At 53.8% G+C, this 17,206-nt stretch carries 20 protein-coding genes and 1 rRNA gene; 11 read left to right on the top strand and 10 right to left on the bottom strand.

Annotated features, from left to right (window positions below):
• Positions 1-196: 196 nt before the first annotated feature.
• The 3 genes from rrf (at position 197) to INT21_RS16770 (ending at position 1,118) form a co-directional block, all read left to right on the top strand.
• Positions 197-312: ribosomal RNA gene (gene rrf / locus INT21_RS16780) — 5S ribosomal RNA — on the top strand.
• Between the two features lie 102 nt (positions 313-414).
• Positions 415-594 carry a hypothetical protein gene (locus tag INT21_RS16775; protein ID WP_193085491.1) on the top strand — a complete coding sequence of 60 codons (180 nt, stop codon included), beginning with the start codon at positions 415-417 and terminating at the stop codon, positions 592-594.
• 335 nt (positions 595-929) lie between these two features.
• Entirely contained in the window at positions 930-1,118 is a 189-nt protein-coding gene (locus INT21_RS16770) for a hypothetical protein (RefSeq protein WP_089039355.1), read from the top strand.
• A 102-nt stretch (positions 1,119-1,220) separates the two neighbouring features.
• Here INT21_RS16770 and INT21_RS16765 read toward each other — a convergent pair whose 3' ends face one another.
• Entirely contained in the window at positions 1,221-2,066 is an 846-nt protein-coding gene (locus INT21_RS16765) for a Tim44 domain-containing protein (RefSeq protein ID WP_193061736.1), read from the bottom strand.
• A gap of 144 nt (positions 2,067-2,210) precedes the next feature.
• Here INT21_RS16765 and INT21_RS16760 point away from each other — a divergent pair, with 144 nt between their 5' ends.
• Positions 2,211-2,786: an isochorismatase family protein gene (locus tag INT21_RS16760; protein ID WP_193061735.1), complete on the top strand. Its 576-nt coding sequence runs from the start codon at positions 2,211-2,213 to the stop codon at positions 2,784-2,786.
• Positions 2,787-2,795: 9 nt separating this feature from the next.
• Here the strand turns inward: INT21_RS16760 and yaaA are convergent, their stop codons facing one another.
• Both yaaA and INT21_RS16750 read right to left on the bottom strand, forming a co-directional pair.
• Positions 2,796-3,578 (bottom strand): peroxide stress protein YaaA, encoded by a 783-nt coding sequence (gene yaaA, locus INT21_RS16755; protein WP_193061734.1) that lies wholly within the window; start codon positions 3,576-3,578, stop codon positions 2,796-2,798.
• Between the two features lie 104 nt (positions 3,579-3,682).
• The gene (locus tag INT21_RS16750) at positions 3,683-4,714 is read right to left on the bottom strand and encodes an NADP(H)-dependent aldo-keto reductase (RefSeq protein ID WP_193061733.1); all 1,032 of its coding nucleotides are present in this window, start codon (positions 4,712-4,714) and stop codon (positions 3,683-3,685) included.
• A 251-nt stretch (positions 4,715-4,965) separates the two neighbouring features.
• Between INT21_RS16750 and INT21_RS16745 the strand changes: the two genes are divergently transcribed.
• Together INT21_RS16745 and INT21_RS16740 are read left to right on the top strand one after the other, a co-directional pair.
• Positions 4,966-5,460: a tetratricopeptide repeat protein gene (locus tag INT21_RS16745; protein ID WP_038480797.1), complete on the top strand. Its 495-nt coding sequence runs from the start codon at positions 4,966-4,968 to the stop codon at positions 5,458-5,460.
• 48 nt (positions 5,461-5,508) lie between these two features.
• Positions 5,509-6,021: a hypothetical protein gene (locus INT21_RS16740; RefSeq protein ID WP_193061732.1), complete on the top strand. Its 513-nt coding sequence runs from the start codon at positions 5,509-5,511 to the stop codon at positions 6,019-6,021.
• Positions 6,022-6,113: 92 nt separating this feature from the next.
• Here the strand turns inward: INT21_RS16740 and INT21_RS16735 are convergent, their stop codons facing one another.
• The 6 genes from INT21_RS16735 to INT21_RS16710 all read right to left on the bottom strand — a co-directional run bounded on the left by INT21_RS16735 (position 6,114) and on the right by INT21_RS16710 (position 9,411).
• A complete protein-coding gene (locus INT21_RS16735) occupies positions 6,114-6,665 on the bottom strand; it encodes an LOG family protein (RefSeq protein WP_038480803.1) in 552 nt (183 codons plus the stop codon).
• A gap of 69 nt (positions 6,666-6,734) precedes the next feature.
• Positions 6,735-7,256, bottom strand: a complete 522-nt coding sequence (locus tag INT21_RS16730; RefSeq protein WP_193061731.1) for a DUF501 domain-containing protein — start codon at positions 7,254-7,256, stop codon at positions 6,735-6,737.
• Positions 7,257-7,268: 12 nt separating this feature from the next.
• Entirely contained in the window at positions 7,269-7,571 is a 303-nt protein-coding gene (locus tag INT21_RS16725; protein WP_089039347.1) for a hypothetical protein, read from the bottom strand.
• A gap of 39 nt (positions 7,572-7,610) precedes the next feature.
• Positions 7,611-8,018 carry an acyl-CoA thioesterase gene (locus INT21_RS16720; protein ID WP_038480812.1) on the bottom strand — a complete coding sequence of 136 codons (408 nt, stop codon included), beginning with the start codon at positions 8,016-8,018 and terminating at the stop codon, positions 7,611-7,613.
• Between the two features lie 64 nt (positions 8,019-8,082).
• On the bottom strand, positions 8,083-8,889 hold the full coding sequence (locus tag INT21_RS16715) for a hypothetical protein (RefSeq protein ID WP_193061730.1): 807 nt from the start codon (positions 8,887-8,889) through the stop codon (positions 8,083-8,085).
• 90 nt (positions 8,890-8,979) lie between these two features.
• Positions 8,980-9,411, bottom strand: coding sequence for a hypothetical protein (locus tag INT21_RS16710; protein WP_089039345.1), 432 nt, complete (start codon positions 9,409-9,411; stop codon positions 8,980-8,982).
• Positions 9,412-9,450: 39 nt separating this feature from the next.
• On the opposite strand from INT21_RS16710, the gene INT21_RS16705 reads away from it, so the two are divergent.
• The gene (locus INT21_RS16705) at positions 9,451-10,614 is read left to right on the top strand and encodes a MalY/PatB family protein (RefSeq protein ID WP_193061729.1); all 1,164 of its coding nucleotides are present in this window, start codon (positions 9,451-9,453) and stop codon (positions 10,612-10,614) included.
• A 21-nt stretch (positions 10,615-10,635) separates the two neighbouring features.
• Here INT21_RS16705 and INT21_RS16700 read toward each other — a convergent pair whose 3' ends face one another.
• Positions 10,636-11,580: a co-chaperone YbbN gene (locus tag INT21_RS16700; RefSeq protein ID WP_193061728.1), complete on the bottom strand. Its 945-nt coding sequence runs from the start codon at positions 11,578-11,580 to the stop codon at positions 10,636-10,638.
• A gap of 362 nt (positions 11,581-11,942) precedes the next feature.
• Between INT21_RS16700 and gbdR the strand changes: the two genes are divergently transcribed.
• The 4 genes from gbdR to dgcA all read left to right on the top strand — a co-directional run bounded on the left by gbdR (position 11,943) and on the right by dgcA (position 17,016).
• Positions 11,943-13,088: a choline metabolism transcriptional regulator GbdR gene (gbdR, locus tag INT21_RS16695; protein WP_193061727.1), complete on the top strand. Its 1,146-nt coding sequence runs from the start codon at positions 11,943-11,945 to the stop codon at positions 13,086-13,088.
• A gap of 226 nt (positions 13,089-13,314) precedes the next feature.
• Positions 13,315-14,292: a dipeptidase gene (locus INT21_RS16690; RefSeq protein ID WP_089039341.1), complete on the top strand. Its 978-nt coding sequence runs from the start codon at positions 13,315-13,317 to the stop codon at positions 14,290-14,292.
• An 81-nt stretch (positions 14,293-14,373) separates the two neighbouring features.
• Positions 14,374-14,919 (top strand): DUF5943 domain-containing protein, encoded by a 546-nt coding sequence (locus tag INT21_RS16685; protein ID WP_193061726.1) that lies wholly within the window; start codon positions 14,374-14,376, stop codon positions 14,917-14,919.
• Between the two features lie 24 nt (positions 14,920-14,943).
• Positions 14,944-17,016 (top strand): dimethylglycine demethylation protein DgcA, encoded by a 2,073-nt coding sequence (gene dgcA / locus INT21_RS16680; protein ID WP_089039340.1) that lies wholly within the window; start codon positions 14,944-14,946, stop codon positions 17,014-17,016.
• Positions 17,017-17,206: the final 190 nt, after the last annotated feature.

Genomic DNA, 17,206 nt, shown 5'->3' with positions numbered 1-17,206 from the left:
TGGCCCGTGAGGCTTGACCCTATAACACCCAAGGGGTCTGGTCGTAGTGATAATGAAAACCGGATACGCGCTTCCTGTCAGTGACAGGAGACGAGAGACGCCACAAAACATCAGTAACATGTTCAGCATGATATAAGACGAGAGACGCCACAAAACATCAGTGACATGTTCAGCATGATATGCATTACAAGTTACGCCTGACGACCATAGCACGCGTGAACCACCTGATCCCATGCCGAACTCAGAAGTGAAACCGCTTAGCGCCGATGGTAGTGTGGGGTCTCCCCATGCGAGAGTAGGTCATCGTCAGGCACTTATTTAACAAAGAACCCAGCCAATCGGCTGGGTTTTTTGTTTGCGCGGAAGAAAAAAACACTTCCTAGCCCCTATAACAAAGCGGCTACCTCCCGAAGCATGCACCGCACGTCACACTCGAATCACCGCACCGTCATTCCCGAGCCACTACGCCGTCATTCCCGAGTGGGGTTATCGGAAATCGACCTTGACCTTGGCCTGCAGCAGCCCGAAACCCCAGCCCAACATGGATTCCCGCTAAGGGCCTGCGGGAATGACGAGGGTGGCGCGGAGGTATAAAGCGGCCACCTCCCGAAGCGTGCACCGCACGTCATGCTCAAGTCGCCACACGTCATTCCTGAGCCATTGCACCGTCATTCCCGAGCGGGGTTATCGGGAATCCACCTTGACCTTGACCTGTAGCAGCCCGAAACCCCAGGTCAACATGGATTCCCGCTAAGGGCCTGCGGGAATGACGAGGGTGGCGCGGAGAAGTGCATAGAACTTCCTTAAAGCAACCGTTTTAATAAATTAAATAACAGGGAGTTACTGGTCCTTGGTGGCGGAAATGCTGCCTAGCAACTAGTATGAGCGGGTACCTATCATTCAAGCAGCATCTCAGGAGGAGAAGCGATATGAGTACCCCGTTGATGAAGAAGCTTGCGGTTGCGCTACTGATGGCCATGATGATGGGCGGCCTAGCTGCCTGTGATAATCAGGGCCCTGCTGAAGAAGCAGGTGAAAATATTGATGAGAGCATGGAAGATGCGGGCGAAAGCCTAGAAGAGATGGGCGAGAATATCGAAGAGTCTGCTAAGGAGTAAGCGAGCGCCTCTTCACCGTGTATTGATACGTATCGATATAAAAACAGCCGCTAAGAAGCGGCTGTTTTGCGTTCTAAGGCAGTCATGCTAACTGATCAGGGGCTATGAACCCGGATTTTGCTCAATACCCTGTAGGTACCAGGGCGCTTGATCGCGCAAACTGCGAGTCAGGTGCCATGTTTCGTTGAACTCGGTTTGCTCGCCGTTCTCTTCCAAAATGCCGTGGAAAATAACGCTGGCTTCGGCATAGCCATCGTACTCATTGATATCGCCTAGTTCAGCAAACAGACGTACCACCTCGGTACGATTATTGGCAGGCTGCTCGGCACGCTCTTTACGTAGCAAGTTGTAAAATTCTGGCGTTACATACTCTTGAATCTGGGGCAGATCATTATTGTCCCAGGCACGTTGCAGCGTCATAAAGTGCTCTTTGGCACCGCCCAAAAAGCGCTCTTTATCGAACCAAGCAGGCGTGCTCTGTAAGCTGCTCGCCAAACTGCCAGGTGCTGCGGTGAAGCTGCTCGGTGTGTGCTGAGTCTCCTGGTGTTCACGCTGATAGCCTGCCACCGTGGCTGATGCTGGGCGTCGCTGTCGCATAAAGGCACGGAAAGCGAAGATTGCTAAGGCAACAATTCCAGCCATTAGCAATATGTCCATAAGGCGTAGCTCATCAAAGGCGCCGCCGAAGAAGAGGGCTGCTAGTAAACCTCCGGCCAGCAGGCCTCCCACCATGCCGCCCATACCACCACGACGAGCGGCAGTAGCTTGGCCTTGTTGCTGAGTGCTCTGAGCTTGTTGTTGTGCCGGAGTGCTGGCGGGCTTATCCGCCGAGCGAGAAACACTACCCATACTGCTACCACCGCCTAAGCGTCGTGCTTCGGCATAATCAACGGCGGCACTTATGCCTATAACGCTGACCAGGAACATGGCAAAAAACTGTCGTAACATTCTGATTCTCCATGAGAGATGCAGTAATTAAGGTTATCCACCTCGGGAGAGGCGTGTAGGAAATAAGCAGTGACAAGTTTACCGTGTAAGTGGGGAAACGGGTTAAGGTGTTGTTGTGTATAACGACAAAAAGAGGGTGAAAACGTGCGCTTACATCAAGCTCAAAGTTTGTTACTAATTGTCGACTTTCAAGCGGGACTTTTGCCCGTGATTGATGGAGGCCAATCAGCGATTGAAGAGGCTGCCTGGTTGGCTGGTGTTGCTAATGCAGTAAAAGTACCTGTTTGGCTAACGGAACAGTATCCAGAGAGGCTCGGTGGTACTGCCCCTGAGTTATTAAATGCACTAGGCGATCATCGCATTTGGCAAAAGCATCATTTCAGCGCAATGGAAGAGGCTGAGTTTGCTGAAACGCTTGCAGAACAGGGGTGCAAACAAGTGATTATTTGCGGCACTGAAGCTCATATCTGCGTTTTGCAAAGCGCGCTTGGCTTGTTAGAGGCGGGGTATCAAGTGTTTTGGCTGAGCGAAGCGACGGCGAGCCGTCGCAGTGATGAGGCCCGCCTTGCTCGGGAGCGCGCTTGTGCTAACGGAGCGGTGGCGGTGACAGCAGACATGGTTGCCTATGAATGGCTATATCGCTGTGATACGCCACTGTTCAAAGATGTCCACCAACGCTTTCTAAAGCCGCGCTCGCCGCGCGCTGTGACTTTTTTCTAATGAGCGCGTTCATTGACGAGCATTTTCGTTACGGGTGAACACTAAGGTGTCACCTTGAGAGGCCGCAGGATCAAACCGATACCCAGCCACGTCAAAAGCAGTGAGTTGCTCGGGATCGTTGATTTGTTGCTGGATAATCCATGCACTCATCAAGCCGCGGGCTTTTTTTGCATAAAAACTAATGATTTTGAACGAGCCGTTTTTCTCGTCTTTGAAAACGGGGGTGATGACTCGAGCGGCTAGCTTCTTCGTATCGATCGCCTTGAAGTATTCGTTAGATGCAAGGTTGACCAGTACGTTTGAGCCACTTTCTTCAATGGCGCTATTAAGAGCTTGCGTTAACGTTGGTTTCCAATAGGCGTAAAGGTCCTTGCCAGCGTCATTGGGCAGTTTGGTGCCCATCTCCAGCCGGTAGGCCTGGATCAGATCCAGCGGACGTAGCAAGCCGTATAGCCCCGATAGAATACGCAGATGGTGCTGGGCAAAAAGATTGTCGTCATCGCTAAAGGTGTTGGCTTCCAACCCTGTGTAGACATCTCCTTGGAAAGCCTGAACCGCTGGCTTGGCATTATCCAAGGTGAACGGTGGTTGCCAGTCAGCGAAGCGGGCAGCGTTAAGGCCCGCCAATTTATCGCTGATGCCCATTAGATCGCTGAGTTGTTGTGGTGAATAATCGCGCAGAATCTCAATTAATGGTTGGCTATGGTCGAGAAAGTTGGGCTGAGTGACTTTATCGGTTGTTGAGGGTGTTTCAAAGTCTAGCGTTTTGGCGGGGGAAATAACGCTCAGCATGGCGTGCTCCTTATGCCGTGACAGAAAAGAGGAAGAAGTAACTGATGCGATTATACCAAGCCTCGGCGATGGCCGAGGCTATCGGTTTGATAGTGAAAACGTGATTAGGGGCAGGGGTTAGGCATCCTACGATGGATGTCGTCGATTGCGGTGAGCACTTCTTCATCCAGCTTAAGGCTCTCGCTGTCGAGGTTGCTTTCAAGCTGATCCATCGTGGTGGCGCCAATAATATTGCTGGTCAGGAAGCGACGAGAGTTCACAAATGCCAGCGCCATTTGGGCAGGATCCAAGTCATGCTCCCTGGCCAGTTGAACGTACGCCTGTGTTGCCGCTTCTGCTTCTGGCGAGGTATAGCGTTTAAACCGCTCATAGAGCGTCAAGCGCCCTTTCGGCGGCTGTGCACCATCAAGGTACTTACCCGACAGCACACCAAAGCCCAGCGGCGAGTAAGCGAGTAAGCCCACGTCTTCACGGTGAGCTATCTCAGCGAGACCGACTTCAAACGAACGGTTAAGCAAGTTATAGGGATTTTGAATAGACGCTACCCGTGGCAGCCCCAACTGCTCAGATAACTGCAGCATGCGCATAACTCCCCACGGCGTTTCATTAGAAAGGCCTATGGCGCGTACTTTTCCGGCATCAACAAGTTCTTTTAGTGCTGACAGTGTTTCTTCTAGCGGTGTTGCGTCTTCTTGCTCTTCATGGGCATAACCCAGTTGGCCAAAAAAGTTGGTTTTGCGATCTGGCCAGTGCAATTGATAGAGATCGATATAGTCAGTGTTGAGCCGTGCAAGGCTGGTTTCAACAGCCTGATGTAGATGGTCACGAGTCATTCTTGGACCACCACGAATATGGTCTAAGCCAGGGCCTGCGGCTTTGGTGGCAATAATGACATCGTCTCTGGCACTACGGGCTTTCAGCCAACTGCCAATATAAGACTCTGTAAGCCCTTGCGTTTCAGCCTTTGGTGGAACCGGATACATTTCAGCGGTGTCAATAAAGTTGATGCCAAAAGCGACTGCGCGATCAAGCTGCTCGTGGGCTTCTGCTTCACTATTTTGTTCGCCGAAGGTCATGGTGCCTAAACAAAGTCGGCTGACCTCCATCCCGGTTCTACCCAGTGGGCGCGTTTGCATTATCGTCTCCTCAATGAAGCGAAATTGCCTCAGGATATTCGGTGATAAACGCCGCTAATAACGGCGCGTGACAGGCATGTTAGCGAGGCGCTACAAAAGCAGCAAATCAATAGGGTTGAGTAAGCGCAAAGGCAGGCGTATGCTTGCCAGCCCATCGACCAGCCTAGCGCTGGTTAATCGTATGGTTAGCGGTCAAATCGCAGGAACGATGGCTAGCCGAAGATCTCAACAGATAGGCAGGGTGGTTTGCCATGCCGCAGGCATCAACTTTGTTTACCCGGTTAGAGTTTCGCCTAGCCGAACAGCTGTTTCATACTCGCTGGTTATTGCCGCGTTCGCCGCGTACCCAACGTTTGACGATGCGCTTGTTTAAACGCTGTGCAGAAGCGGGGCATCCGGACGCGCAGTCGATCTACGGTCACATGCTGTTTCATCGCAGCCTGTCACCGCAGGATAAGGCGCGTGGCGCGCGTTATGTGTTAGAGGCGGCTCAGGCTGGTGATATAAGATCACAGTATCAAGCAGCGCAAATTCATGAGCATGGCTGTGTTCAGTACCCGCGGCGCGAGGATTACGCGGTGACGTGGTATGCCCGAGCTGCCCAATCAGGCCATTATTTGGCCGCAGAGCGACTAGCGCGCGCCTATCGGTTAGGTGAGCTAGGCTTGGCAGTAGACGGCGAGCAAGCAGCCTATTGGCAACGCTTGGCTGATCGTCAGTCAACGACGGAAATGGCGGCAGCCTAGAAGATAAGTCAGTGGTTTGGCCGCTGAGATCAGTGAATGAGGAAATCAGTGTCCGAGACGCTACCGACAGTGCTAGATATTGAAGCGTCCGGATTTGGGCGCGGCAGCTATCCTATTGAAGTTGGCATTGCTCGTGCCGACGGTAGCTGCTGCGCGTTTCTCATTCAGCCGTTGGAGGAGTGGACGCATTGGGACTCCAAAGCTGAACTTTTACACGGAATTTCCCGAGCTCGCTTACAGCGAGAAGGCCACCCTGTGCGCCAAGTGGCACAGTGGTTAAACGACGAACTGCGTGACATAGGCAAAGCCTATAGTGATAGTTGGGGATACGATAACACCTGGCTATCGCTGCTGTTTCACCATGCGGGAATGCTGCCGCGCTTTCGTTTAGAAGCATTACGGATTTTGCTCAGCGAAGAGCAGCAAGCATTGTGGAGTAACACAAAGGAAGCTGTCATCGCTGAACGTGGTATACACCGTCATCGCGCGGGCGAAGATGCTCGTCTGTTACAGCTCACTTATCAGCGTACCTTTATGCTAACTGAAGGCACTAAGCGCTGATGCTGGGAGCGTTCTTAGACGGGTCTTAAGTACTGGTTTTAAACGCTGCCCTTAAGTACTTGCCTTTACTATATCTCTTTAATACAGCCGGTTTACGCTGAATCAAGCTGTGTTTCTAATGCAGCCAGTAGTTGGTTGGGCGTGGGCGCATCCATCAACATATCGCGTGTTGTTTGGGCCAAAAAGCCGTGGCTGACGGTGCTATCCAAAAAGGTAAGCAGTGGAGCATAAAAGCCATCGGTGTCGAGTAGACCCATGGGTTTTTCGTGAAGCCCTAAATAGCCCCAGGTCCAGATTTCAAACAGCTCTTCAAAGGTGCCTATGCCGCCAGGCAGGGCAATAAAAGCGTCAGCATTGGCGGCCATAGTCGCTTTGCGTTCGTGCATATTTGGCACGCGTATAAGCTCAGTCAAGCCAAAGTGTGCCTGCTCGCGCTCAACAAGGTGATCTGGCATCACGCCAATCACTTTGCCGCCTGCATCCAGCGTCGCATTGGCGAGTGCCCCCATTAAACCAATACGTGCACCGCCATAAACAAGCGTGTGCCCGCGGTCGGCAATGGCGGTGCCAAGCGTGTTGGCGGCTTGGCGAAAAGCAGGGGTGTTCCCTTCACGCGAGCCGAGGTATACACAAATTCGTGCCATGGTAAGCGTCCTTATGACAGATCAGCTGCTTATAAATGAGCGGTGAGTTATCAAGCCATGAATGTGCCGTTAGCTTAGGCAGCTCTGAACGTTATAGTGTTCATCCATCCATTGCCCGATCACGTTATTACCACATAAATGGTGGGCATACTGAGTGTGCAGGCAGCGTACCTGTTGCCAGTTGCTAATGCCGCCCACGCCACGTTCGGTGAGAACATCGCTATAGCCAAGCTTAGCGACTTCATCGCGTTGGGCATCACTCATATACGCCCAGCGTGCTTTAACGTAATCGTGATGGCTTTGTTGGTAAGCATCTAGAAATTCAGGTTCTTCCTGAAGGCGTTGTTCCAGCGACTTAATGACACCCACGGCTTCAATCCGTGAGATCTCAATTTTGAGCAGATCGGAGCATAGCCAGTAAAGGGTGGGAAACGGTTTGCCATCGACAATCGGCGCCATACGCAGCACAAGCGGAGTGCCGTGGGCATCGGTAGCCGCAACGGCTTCAATACCGCGGGGAGGACGCCCGAGCTGTTGAGTGATAATAGCTAGCTGGCGCTCATTGGGAACTTGGTCGGTACGAATTACCATTACGTGGGTATCTCACTGTCGGTCATCTTGAATAAACTTATTTGAGCGGCCAACAGCACGGAAGAAGCAGCGGTTCAACTGCTCGGGAGACGCCACATAGCACCATGTCCGCTCGCAGTACTCTGCGGCCCGCGCCATTAACACATCGTAAAGCCGATTGAACGGGGCATCATAATCGTAAGGATCTGCGCCGAACAAGCGGATATGCGGGTAGTCTGCAAAGCGCTCCATAAAATAGCGCTCAAGGTCGGCTTCAACGGCGCGGTGCTGCGCCGTATTATCCGGATCGATCCAAAGATTATAACGGATTGCCATGGGGATCTCCCAGCGCCCCGCCGAACGGAGGGGAGTGAATTAAGCCGGCGTTGGCGCGCTGTGTAAGTGTGCGGATAGCGCATCACGCAAATCACCTTCAATAGGTACCGCACGCTTTTCTTGATGGTCGTATTGCACCAGTATGGTATGCCCCACATTAGTCAGCGTGCCATGTTGGCGCGCCTCCTGAGTCACTGTAAACGAGCTGGTACCTAAACGTGTCAAATAGGTACGTAATTCGATGTCGTGGCCGTAGAACAGTTCAGCACGGTAATCGACTTCCATCCGCGCCATAATCAAACGCCACTGTTTAGGGTTGAGGTCTGGCGTAAATAGTTTGAATAAGTCGTTACGTGCCAACTCAAACCAAGCTGGCAGACGGGTATTGTTAATATGGCCTAGCGCATCGGTGTCGTAAAAAGCTGGCTCAATCATACGGGTGAACATCAGGTCATCCTTATTGGTTATTAGCAATTCAGGTTAACCAGAATTACCCCTAGCGAGCGCTTGGTCAAGTGGCGCGACGTTGATACCAGGCGGAGAACTGCATCCAGCCAAGTAGCCACAGTGTGGCAGTTGCGAACCCCGCTAATGTTCCCCAGAAAAGACCTAACGTGCTGTAAGTCAAAGAAACGCATAGCGTATAACTCAGCAACGAGCCAAGCCCCATAGGGTAGTGTTTGATCACGGTTGCCGCTGGCGCGAACCCATAGTTTAGATGCAGAATGAGCAGAAAAGGCAGCATGGTGACTGGAAACGCCGCTAGTGTGCCCGCCCAAGCGGGTGGCAGCCAATGCGCGAGCCAGGTAATCACAAAAACGATGGCGGTGGCCAAGCATGCTCGCGCGGCAAGTGCGGGAAGCGAAAAGGCGCGACTGGCGGGACTTTTTACATCAGGAATACTGCGGAATAACAGGCTGAACACAGCGATAGCACAGAGTGTCAGCAGCGTGCCGCTAAGCCGCGTAAAATTGAATTGGGCAAGTACGGTGCTAACCGCGAACCACGCAATAAAACCGCCTGCTAAGCCGCCAGCGATGCCTTTGAATCCTGGTTGGCGACCTGCCACTAAATAGCCTGCGACTAACGCCATTGTTGCAGTGAAGCCTGCCAGTGTATGTACCGCGCTTTGAGTTGCAAACAGCGGGGAAATTTCTAAACCAATAAAAAACAGCGCTAACGCGGTTCCTAATGGGTAACCCGCCAGTAGCCCTGCTATACGAGGACTGGCACGCACCGCGATGGCACCAAGCCCGAGCACCATGCTAATCGAGAGGCCTAGTTTTGCCAGTTGCCAAGTGAGAGGAACCTCTATCATGCGGTGTTTTCCTTGCTGTTATCAAATCACAAAGTCGCGGGTGCGCAAGCGCGGTTAGTGACACACATCGTCAGTGGAAATTTTCGCTAGCTACACCAGACGTAGGCCTTGTTGGTCGCGCCAAGCAGCCTCTAAGGCATTTTCGAGCGGCACTTTTAAGTGGGACGGCAATGCATCATGGGCGGCGTGCAGCGAATCAAATGATCGGTTGCGCAGCCAGCAGTAAGCCCAGGCGCAGGCCTCCGCATCACTTTGTGGGGTGGGGCGGGCAGGCATTTGGTTGAGCAAAAATACTGCGGTGCGAGGTGCCCAGAGTGGTATCTCGCCATGCTCTTCGCGGCTCCACTGCTCAAGTGTGGCACCGCTTGGCGTCTCATCGGGGGTGCCTAGTTTGGCGACCCGTGCCGTTTCAGCCAAAATGAGTGCCAGTTGGTCAGTATCGGCTTGGCCAAGTGAACGCCATTGCCGCAACAACGCCGATAGTCCCGCGCGCATCTTGGTATAAAAGTCATCTTGCGGCATGCTCAATAGTTACTCCCAAGAACATAAGTGAGATTAATTATGGCGTTTGATTTTTCCACGCCCGTCGAGCGACGCTCTCCAAAAGGGGATTATGCCTCGCAAAAATGGCATCGCTATGCTGCAAACGTACTGCCGTTGTGGGTGGCAGATATGGATTTTTGCTCACCGCCCGCCGTGATTGAGGCGCTACGTGCTCGGGTGGCGCACGGTGTCTATGGCTATGGTGAAGTGCCCGATACGTTAAGCGAAACCCTCTGCCAGTGGAGCGCCCACCATTACGATTGGCCTATTCAGCCCGATTGGCAACAGTGGTTGCCTGGGGTTGTGCCCGCGTTGCACTTTGCGGCGATGGCGCTCACCAAGCCAGGTGAAGGGGTTCTGACGATTGCCCCGATTTATCCACCTTTTCTGGCCGTTGCAGAGCGCACAGGACGGCTGGCCCAGCAAGCGATGTTAGCTGAGCCGGCGTCCCCTGGCGAGCCTTGGCAATTGGATATTGACGCGTTAGAAGCCGCGATAACGCCGCAAACCCGTCTGCTGCTGTGGTGCCACCCGCATAATCCAACAGGGCGTGTATGGAGTGACCAAGAGCTTACCAAGTTGGCCGCGGTCGTTGAGCGGCATGATTTATGGGTTGTCTCTGATGAGTTGCACTGCGATCTGCTGCTAAACGAGGGAGCCCAACATCGCCCCCTGGCTGCCATGTTCCCGGAACTGGCTAAACGAACGATCACGCTGTGGGCGCCGTCAAAAACGTTCAACCTTGCGGGGCTGACCAGTGCCTGTGCCGTTATTCCTGATGCTACGCTGCGTAAGCGCTTTGCTGAGGCCACAAAAGGCTTTTTGCCGGATGGCAATGTACTGGGGCTGGTTGCTGCTGAAGCGGCTTATCGCGAAGGTGAGCCCTGGCGTCAAGCGCTGTTAGCGGTACTGCGTGATCACCGCGCTACGCTGCAGGCACGGGTAGCGTTATGGCCGGGAGTGACCATGAGCGAGCCGGAATCTACTTACCTTGCGTGGCTGGATATGCGCGAGGCGGGACTAGGCGATTCGCCCGCCAAAGCATTACTGGAACGGGCGGGCGTGGCACTTTCTGATGGGGCTGCGTTTGGCTGCCCTGGGTTCGTGCGGCTTAATTTTGGTACTACCGCTTCGCAACTGGAAGCGGCATTAGCAAGAATGGATAAGCTGCTGAAAGCCTGATCAGTACTGGCCTGTAACTAATTAATACAGCAGGGCAAATAGCTTGCGCCGATAGGTCACGGTTAGCGGATGGTCGGCACCCAGAGCGTCGAATACTTGCAATAAGGTTTTACGGGCCGCGTCGTCGTTATAGGCGCGGTCATCCTTCATCAAACCAAGCAACCCCTCAAGGCCTGTTTCGTATTGGCCATCGGCAACATGGCGCAGTGCACGCTGGTACCGCGCTTCACTGTCGTTGCGATCACCCAGCGCGGCGACTTCTTCTACAGAAAGGGCCTGCTCGCTAAATTCGATACTGGCTCGCACACCGCGGGCAGGTGCCGCATCACGCTCTTCGGGGGGCAAGTTGTCGAGCACGCTGCGGGCATCATCTCCGCGCTTTTCAGCCACGAGTGCCCTTGCAAGGCCGATCTGGTAGGCGTAATGCTCTGGATACTGGCTAATCAAGGTTTGATAGATTTCGCGCGCGCCTGCTGCATCGCCCGCTGCTAATGCCTCTTCGGCTTGATCTTCTGGACTAGGCGGTGCATCACCTGGGGCTGGGAAGTAGCGGTTTAGCCACTCGCGCACTTCCTTTTCAGGTAATACGCCTTGGAAGCTATCGACCAAGCCGCCTTGGCTAACGAGCTTAACATCGGGGGCTGAGCGCACGCCTAACTGGCTAGCGATTTCCGGATTGGCTTCAATATCCAGCTTGCCAAGCAGGAAAGCACCCGCGTATTCGACAACTAACTTTTCCAACACCGATAGCAGAGCATTGCCACTGGCGTTTGAAGGTGAGTAGCAGCCCAGTAGCACTGGCACCTGCATCGATGCTTCGAGCACTTGCTGAATATTGCCAGCATTAAGCTCAATAATAACTTCTTCAGGTGTTACGGAAGGGCGAACTGTGCTCGCTTCTTCGTTGTCGATACTAGCGGGTTCCGTGGTCAACGGATTGCCGGTACGGGGGTCAATAATGGACATGGCTAAGCTCTGCATCGCTTGAAATGGATTACGTCATGATATGCAGGCAACCGGGTAAGGATTCAAGGAAACAGTGGTAAATAAAGTACCCATCACAAAAAGTGCTCCTCATGAATCGAAATCTGGGTCACTTGTCAGGCGTGTCGATAACGACCTCGACTGTTTCGTTTGCGACGTGTCGCTTAGTTTGCAAGATGGTTTTGTCGCTATTCGGCGTATTCGTGCCAAAATGCGACTTAAGAGTAATGCCACCCCGGCACGAGTGAGTGTTCACTGCAGTAATGGGAAACTAAGAAGCGCCAGCGCCACCTATACTAATAAAAAGAAAAACTGATGATCTAAAGGTGACGGAGGGTAAATCGATGACATCAGACAAAGCAAAAGACCTGACAGCAAATTTCCATCGTGCGGGCGAGCCGCAAACCCTTGGTTTTCTCCTGTTAGATAATTTCACGCTAATTTCCCTGGCTTCAGCCATTGATCCTTTGCGGATGGCCAATCAATTGGCCGGCCGTGAACTATACCGCTGGTATACCCTGACCCAAGATGGCTTGCCGGTACGTGCCAGTGATGGGTTGCAGGTAACGCCTGACGCCTCTATGCACACCCCCTTGTCGCTAGAGTGGGTCGTTGTGTGCGGAGGAGTGGGGCCTCAGCATAGTGTTACTCGTGAGCATGTGCGTTGGCTTCAGTCGCAGTCGCGTCAACTAAGACGTTTAGGCTCGGTATGTACGGGAAGCTGGGCGCTGGGTCAGGCAGGGCTGCTTGACCACTATGAGACCAGCATCCATTGGGAGTGCCTGGCCTCCATGCAGGAAGCTTTCCCGAACGTCATCCTGACGACCTTTCTGTTTTCGATTGACCGGGATCGATTCACGGCGTCTGGCGGCACAGCACCGCTCGATATGATGCTGAACCTGATTGCTCATGATCATGGACGCGAGCTGTCGGCAGGTATCTCCGAGATGTTTATCTATGAGCGTGTGCGTAATGAGCAGGATCAGCAGCGCGTTCCTCTTAAACACGTACTCGGTACTACCCAGCCTAAACTGTTGGAAATTGTCGCATTGATGGAATCCAACCTTGAGGAACCGATCGAACTCGATGAGCTCGCTCGTTATGTTAATGTTTCGCGTCGTCAGTTAGAGCGTCTGTTCCAACGCTATCTGCTCTGCTCGCCATCGCGTTATTATCTCAAGCTGCGCTTAGTGCGCGCTAGACAGCTGCTTAAGCAAACGCCTTTATCGATCATCGAGATTGCTTCCGTTTGTGGCTTCGTTTCTACGCCCCATTTTTCTAAGTGTTACCGTGAATACTTTGGCGTACCGCCAAGAAATGAGCGCCTCGGGGTGCACGATCGGCAAGGCAATAATCACGCCAAGTCGCCACCACTGATCAAACGGTGGGGGGGCGAACCCAATACCAATGAACCTTTCTCAAGCGCTCAGCAGGCGCTGGCGTGCGCTCAGGGAGAGCCTACCTTTGCCAGCGTGACGCTGTTGAAATGATATCTCCTACTTTCCTACGCAGCCAATGATGAGAGCGTGCTACCCAGCGTCGGGTAGCACGTTTTTTTATATCGATGCCACGCTGCTGCAACTATCAAAAGATCCCAAGTAGCTGTCGTGTTCACGACACAATGACGTTTTTGGAATTTCCGTCGTCGTTTCCAAGAGCAGCCCAACCCAACGTCAGCGCTATGCTCGCTACATAAATCAATGTTGGAGCTTAGCTATGACACCCTCAGAACTGCACGATGACGCTATCGTCATCGATGGCTTGATTATCGCCAAATGGAATCGTGAGCTGCTTGAGGACATGCGTCGGGGTGGTTTGACAGCTGCTAACTGCACTGTTTCGGTGTGGGAAGGGTTTCAGGCCACGGTCGATAATATCGTCAAGTCGAACCAACTGATGGCCGAGTGTAGCGACCTGGTACGCCCGGTACGCACCACCGCTGATATCACGCGTGCGAAAGAAGAGGGCAAGACAGGGATCATCTTTGGTTTCCAGAATGCGCATGCGTTTGAGGATCAAATCGGCTACGTAGAGATCTTCAAGCAGCTGGGCGTAGGCATCGTGCAGATGTGCTACAACACCCAGAATCTAGTGGGAACCGGCTGCTACGAGCGTGACGGCGGACTGTCTGGCTTTGGCCGTGAGATTGTCGCTGAGATGAACCGTGTTGGCATTATGTGCGATCTCTCTCATGTCGGTGCCAAGACCTCTGAAGAGGTGATTCTCGAATCCAAAAAGCCGGTCTGTTATTCCCACTGCCTGCCCTCCGGTCTCAAAGAGCACCCGCGCAACAAATCCGATCAAGAGCTTAAGTTCATTGCTGACCATGGCGGTTTCGTCGGTGTCACCATGTTCGCGCCTTTTCTCAAAAAGGGCATCGACTCCACCATCGAAGACTACTGCGAAGCGATCGAGTACGTCATGAATATCGTTGGTGAAGATGCTATCGGCATTGGCACTGATTTCACCCAAGGGCACGGTCAAGAGTTCTTCGAGTGGCTGACTCACGACAAGGGCTACGCCCGTCGTTTGACAGACTTTGGCAAGATCATTAATCCCAAAGGCATTCGCACCATCGGAGAGTTCCCCAATCTCACCGAGGCGCTCCTTAAGCGCGGCTTTAGTGAAACTCAGGTAAGGAAGGTCATGGGTGAGAACTGGGTGCGCGTCCTCAAGGATGTCTGGGGCGCCTAAACGCTTGCTCCATAAGATTGATAGGAGCGATGGGATAAGCCTGCTCCTTAGCCAAGAATAATGATGTAGAGGATGATACCCGTGACCAAACTGGCCCCCGCACTGCCTATCGAAGTCGATAGTGAAACCGGCGTCTGGACGACTGATGCGCTGCCGATGCTCTATGTACCACGGCACTTTTTTATCAACAACCATGTGGCCGTCGAAGAGGCGCTAGGTGCTGAAAAGTACGCTGAAATCCTCTATCACGCTGGCTATAAGAGCGCCTGGCACTGGTGTGAGAAAGAAGCTGAGTGCCATGGCCTCGAAGGTGAAGCCGTTTTTGAGCACTACATGCTGCGTCTCTCTCAGCGTGGCTGGGGCCACTTCATCACCGAACAGATTGATCTTGACGCTGGCACGGCTCAGGTGCGGCTAGAACATAGCGCCTTCGTTTACCAACTGGGTAAGGTTGGGCGCAAGGTCGAGTACATGTTCACTGGCTGGTTTGCTGGGGCCATGAATCAAATTCTCGCTGCACGGGGTAGTACGCTGCGCACCGTTGCTGAGCAGACTCAGAGCGCTGCCGAACCCGGCTGTGATGTCGGCGTCTTCGCTGTCAAACCGCTGCCCGATGCTGCCCACTAACCCTGGGTACGAGGAGAGATAACCATGGCATTTGACGCAATCTTTGAGCCAATCGAGATCGGCAAGCTGACCATCCGCAACCGTGTGGTCAGTACCGCCCATGCCGAGGTGCATGCCACTGACGGTGGTATGACGACTGAGCGCTACGTCAGGTATTACGAAGAAAAATCCAAGGGTGGCTGTGGCCTGTGTATCTGCGGTGGCTCATCAGTGGTGTCCATTGATAGCCCCCAGGGTTGGTGGAGTTCGGTGAACCTTTCTACCGATCGCATCATTCCACACTTTCAGAATCTGGCGGACGCCGTGCACAAGCATGGCGGCAAGATCATGATCCAGATTACCCATATGGGACGTCGCTCACGCTGGGACGGCTTCGATTGGTCGACTCTGGTATCCCCCTCTGGTATCCGCGAGCCGGTGCACCGCTCTACCTGCAAGACCATCGAGGAGGAGGAGATCTGGCGCATCATCGGTGACTTCGCCCAGGCCGCGCGCCGGGCCAAGGAAGGCGGCCTCGACGGCGTCGAGCTGTCTGCCGTTCACCAGCACCTGATCGACCAGTTCTGGAGCCCGCGGGTCAACAAGCGCGAGGACCAGTGGGGCGGTAGTTTCGAAAATCGCATGCGCTTCGGCATGGAAGTACTCAAAGCGGTGCGCGCCGAAGTGGGCGATGACTTCGTGGTGGGTATGCGCATTTGTGGTGACGAATTCCACCCGGATGGCCTCTCACATGAAGACATGAAGCAGATCGCCGCTTATTACGATGCCACTAAAATGGTCGACTTTTTCGGCGTCATCGGCTCTGGCTGCGACACTCACAACACGCTCGCCAACGTTATCCCCAATATGTCTTATCCACCGGAGCCTTTTCTACATCTGGCGGCGGGGATCAAGGAAGTGGTGAATGTGCCGGTGATCCACGCCCAGAATATTAAAGATCCCAATCAGGCCCAGCGTATTCTCGAAGGGGGCTACGTGGATCTGGTGGGCATGACCCGGGCGCATATTGCTGACCCTCACCTGATTGCCAAGATCAAGATGGGGCAGATAGATCAGATTAAACAGTGCGTGGGGGCTAACTACTGCATCGACCGCCAATACCAGGGCCTGGATGTACTGTGTATTCAAAACGCTGCCACCTCGCGGGAATACATGGGCCTGCCGCATATCATTGAAAAGACCGAGGGCGTTAAGCGCAAAGTTGTGGTGGTTGGCGGTGGCCCCGGCGGTATGGAGGCAGCTCGCGTTGCTGCTGAGCGCGGTCATGATGTCACCCTGTTTGAGGCGGCTGATGCCCTGGGTGGGCAGATCACTATCGCTGCTCAGGCTCCGCAGCGCGACCAAATCGCCGGTATCACTCGTTGGTACCAGCTGGAATTGGCACGCCTGAAAGTCGACCTGCGATTAGGGGCTCGTGCCGATGAGGCAACCTTGCTTGATCTACGCCCCGATATCGTGGTGCTCGCCACCGGTGGCCAACCCTTCCTTAGCCAGCACCCCGAGTGGGGCTATTCGGAGAATGCTGAGGAGAGCCTGGTGGTCAGCACCTGGGATATTCTCTCAGGCAAGGTGGCACCCGGCAAAAACGTGCTGATTTATGACGCCATCTGCGAATTCTCCGGCGTCTCAGCGGCAGATTTTCTAGCTGATAAGGGCGCCAAGGTCGAGATCGTCACCGACGATATCAAGCCCGGCGCGGCGGTGGGCGGTACTACCTTCCCCACCTACTACCGCAGCCTGTACGAGAAAGAAGTGATCATGTCCTCTGACTTGATGCTGCATAAGGTCTACCGCGAGGGCGACGGCCTAGTGGCTGTGCTCGAAAATGAGTATACCGGTGCCTTGGAAGAGCGAGTGGTTGATCAGGTGGTCGTCGAAAACGGCGTGCGTCCTGACGAGGCGCTTTATTACGCCCTCAAAGAGCAGTCTCGCAACAAAGGGCAGGTGGATCTGGAGGCGCTCTATGCCATCCAGCCTCAGCCTAGCCTAAGTGAAGAAGGGGACGGCTTTTTACTCTTCCGCCTGGGCGACTGCACGGCACCGCGTAATACCCATGCGGCCATCTACGACGCCCTGCGAATCTGCAAGGACTTTTGACCTGAGCGAGAGCCGGGGCGCCGGTGGTAGACCGTAGCGAGGGTCATTTGCCATGGCCGTAAAACAGTTCCATACGTTTACGGCATTTCCGCCATCCATGGCGGTCAGATGGCAAATGTAGCGCCCAGGGATGGGTTTACAGCGCCCTCGCAGAGGTCTGCCGCCGGAGCAGCCCCGCCGCGAAAGATGA

The sequence above is a fragment of the Halomonas sp. 3F2F genome, from assembly GCF_014897805.1.
Taxonomy (GTDB): Bacteria; Pseudomonadota; Gammaproteobacteria; order Pseudomonadales; family Halomonadaceae; genus Vreelandella.
Note: the sequence above shows the minus strand (reverse complement) of the source record. Positions and strands in the feature narration are given on the sequence as shown.

What these genes read in the sequence shown, in the direction of transcription:
- INT21_RS16770 (WP_089039355.1), top strand. Translation starts at nt 930, where the DNA reads ATGAGTACCCCGTTGATGAAGAAGCTTGCGGTTGCGCTACTGATGGCC.
- INT21_RS16705 (WP_193061729.1), top strand. Translation starts at nt 9,451, where the DNA reads ATGGCGTTTGATTTTTCCACGCCCGTCGAGCGACGCTCTCCAAAAGGG.
- INT21_RS16750 (WP_193061733.1), bottom strand. Translation starts at nt 4,714, where the DNA reads ATGCAAACGCGCCCACTGGGTAGAACCGGGATGGAGGTCAGCCGACTT.
- INT21_RS16710 (WP_089039345.1), bottom strand. Translation starts at nt 9,411, where the DNA reads ATGCCGCAAGATGACTTTTATACCAAGATGCGCGCGGGACTATCGGCG.
- INT21_RS16715 (WP_193061730.1), bottom strand. Translation starts at nt 8,889, where the DNA reads ATGATAGAGGTTCCTCTCACTTGGCAACTGGCAAAACTAGGCCTCTCG.
- dgcA (WP_089039340.1), top strand. Translation starts at nt 14,944, where the DNA reads ATGGCATTTGACGCAATCTTTGAGCCAATCGAGATCGGCAAGCTGACC.
- INT21_RS16730 (WP_193061731.1), bottom strand. Translation starts at nt 7,256, where the DNA reads ATGGTAATTCGTACCGACCAAGTTCCCAATGAGCGCCAGCTAGCTATT.
- INT21_RS16775 (WP_193085491.1), top strand. Translation starts at nt 415, where the DNA reads ATGCACCGCACGTCACACTCGAATCACCGCACCGTCATTCCCGAGCCA.
- INT21_RS16735 (WP_038480803.1), bottom strand. Translation starts at nt 6,665, where the DNA reads ATGGCACGAATTTGTGTATACCTCGGCTCGCGTGAAGGGAACACCCCT.
- INT21_RS16725 (WP_089039347.1), bottom strand. Translation starts at nt 7,571, where the DNA reads ATGGCAATCCGTTATAATCTTTGGATCGATCCGGATAATACGGCGCAG.
- INT21_RS16745 (WP_038480797.1), top strand. Translation starts at nt 4,966, where the DNA reads ATGCCGCAGGCATCAACTTTGTTTACCCGGTTAGAGTTTCGCCTAGCC.
- INT21_RS16690 (WP_089039341.1), top strand. Translation starts at nt 13,315, where the DNA reads ATGACACCCTCAGAACTGCACGATGACGCTATCGTCATCGATGGCTTG.
- yaaA (WP_193061734.1), bottom strand. Translation starts at nt 3,578, where the DNA reads ATGCTGAGCGTTATTTCCCCCGCCAAAACGCTAGACTTTGAAACACCC.
- INT21_RS16720 (WP_038480812.1), bottom strand. Translation starts at nt 8,018, where the DNA reads ATGTTCACCCGTATGATTGAGCCAGCTTTTTACGACACCGATGCGCTA.
- INT21_RS16700 (WP_193061728.1), bottom strand. Translation starts at nt 11,580, where the DNA reads ATGTCCATTATTGACCCCCGTACCGGCAATCCGTTGACCACGGAACCC.
- INT21_RS16765 (WP_193061736.1), bottom strand. Translation starts at nt 2,066, where the DNA reads ATGTTACGACAGTTTTTTGCCATGTTCCTGGTCAGCGTTATAGGCATA.
- gbdR (WP_193061727.1), top strand. Translation starts at nt 11,943, where the DNA reads ATGACATCAGACAAAGCAAAAGACCTGACAGCAAATTTCCATCGTGCG.